Here is a 1,419-nt window from a genome sequence, read left to right as displayed (position 1 = left end):
CCGGACATTGCCTACAATGACGTCGCACCGTGGAATTACACCGAGCTGCCCCATGCGATGGGGTGCGACGGCTGGTACACAGCCAAGGTAAAAACTTGCGGCGAACTGGAAATTGCACTGGCCGAAGCCAACCGCTCGACCTCAGGTGTCTACATCGAAGTTGTGACCGACACTTACGCGTCATCCGAACTGGCTTTGCGCCTGTCGGAAGCGCTGAAGTCGATGAGAAAAAACGAGTGACGATAATCTGTGTAAGCAACTGCGAGGAGTCAAGATGATTGCCGATTTTATCCGACTGGTTTTAACCAATATTCCTTTGGTTGGTTTTCTCCTGGCGTTGCTCATACCGACGTTAATTCCCAACAGGCAGGTCAGTCGTGCCGAGCACTACCTGTCCTGGCTCCTGTTGCTGTCGATCGGTTTCACTTCGGTATGGGCCGGGCTTTACCACACGCTGTCGCCGCAAACCGCAGCCGCATTCATCGGTTGGGCGGTCAGCCCGTTCCAGTTCGAAATGGGCGTATCGGACATTGCGTTGGGTATCGTCGCCATCGTCGCTTTTTGGCGTTCGCTGGCGTTCAAGTCTGCGGCGGTTTTGTTAGTGACCCTGGAGTTCGCGGGCCTGGTCTATGGGCATCTCCAGCAGATCCTCAGCGCAGGCAACCATGCCCCGGGAAATGCAGGGATTCTGCTGATACTGACGATCGTCCACGTATTTTTGCTGCCGTTGCTGTTGTTTATGGCCCGCAAGGGGCGGCGCGACATCGCTCGTTAAACCTGGCTGGCATCACACCCGCATGACGCAGGTGATACGGGGCGTCGGTCAACCCCGCATCACCTGAATCGCATCAACGCTGCAGGCACCCTTGGTGCCTGGTAGCGCTCAACATTTCTGCTCGTACAACGGCAAACCGAACAGCAGCACGTCCGCTGTTTCCTCGCCAAAGCGCGCGATATTGGGGAGTCGTGCCCACAGCGTTGCGCCGATCGATTCGACGATGTGCTGACTCGGCACGTTGGCCGCCATGATCCAGGCAACGAGCGTTTCAAGCCCGAACTGGCGACCGAGCAATACCGTCGCATGACCCAGCCGTACACCGATCCCGCTGCCATGATGATCAGCGCGCACATAAATGGCGGTTTCTCCAGTGTTGCGACAGGCCTGTGTGCCCCAACTGAATCGGTTGATAGACAACCAGCCAACAACCTCCCCGCCCCGCTCAAGCACATAGACCGGCAGCCCATCGCGCTTGTACAGGTTGACGTAGAACGTCACTTCTTCCAGGGTCATCGGCCGCGTGACCGGGGAGTTCACCCCGGTATTGGCCGTCTCGTTGAATATCTGCATCATCATCGGCAAATCAGCGTCGCATGAGTCACGAATACCCCGTGGCAAGGTTGATGGCATGCGCCCGGTAA

The 1,419-nt window shown here is 57.2% G+C and carries 2 protein-coding genes and 1 pseudogene; 2 read left to right on the top strand and 1 reads right to left on the bottom strand.

All coding sequences use genetic code 11. From position 1 onward, the window contains the following. Window positions 1-240 (top strand): annotated as a pseudogene (locus ACQKP4_RS29115) (hypothetical protein); the annotation flags it as partial. 34 nt (window positions 241-274) lie between these two features. Beyond that, complete coding sequence (locus ACQKP4_RS29110) at window positions 275-775, top strand: DUF6790 family protein (protein ID WP_427637442.1); 501 nt, start codon at window positions 275-277, stop codon at window positions 773-775. A gap of 108 nt (window positions 776-883) precedes the next feature. Here ACQKP4_RS29110 and ACQKP4_RS29105 read toward each other — a convergent pair whose 3' ends face one another. After that, the gene (locus ACQKP4_RS29105) at window positions 884-1,408 is read right to left on the bottom strand and encodes an N-acetyltransferase family protein (protein WP_427637444.1); all 525 of its coding nucleotides are present in this window, start codon (window positions 1,406-1,408) and stop codon (window positions 884-886) included. Window positions 1,409-1,419 lie beyond the last annotated feature (11 nt).

Origin of the sequence: Pseudomonas sp. NPDC086278 (assembly GCF_050280905.1) — a bacterium.
In the GTDB taxonomy this organism is placed as follows: domain Bacteria; phylum Pseudomonadota; class Gammaproteobacteria; order Pseudomonadales; family Pseudomonadaceae; genus Aquipseudomonas.
This window is presented reverse-complemented; position numbering and strand designations above follow the sequence as displayed.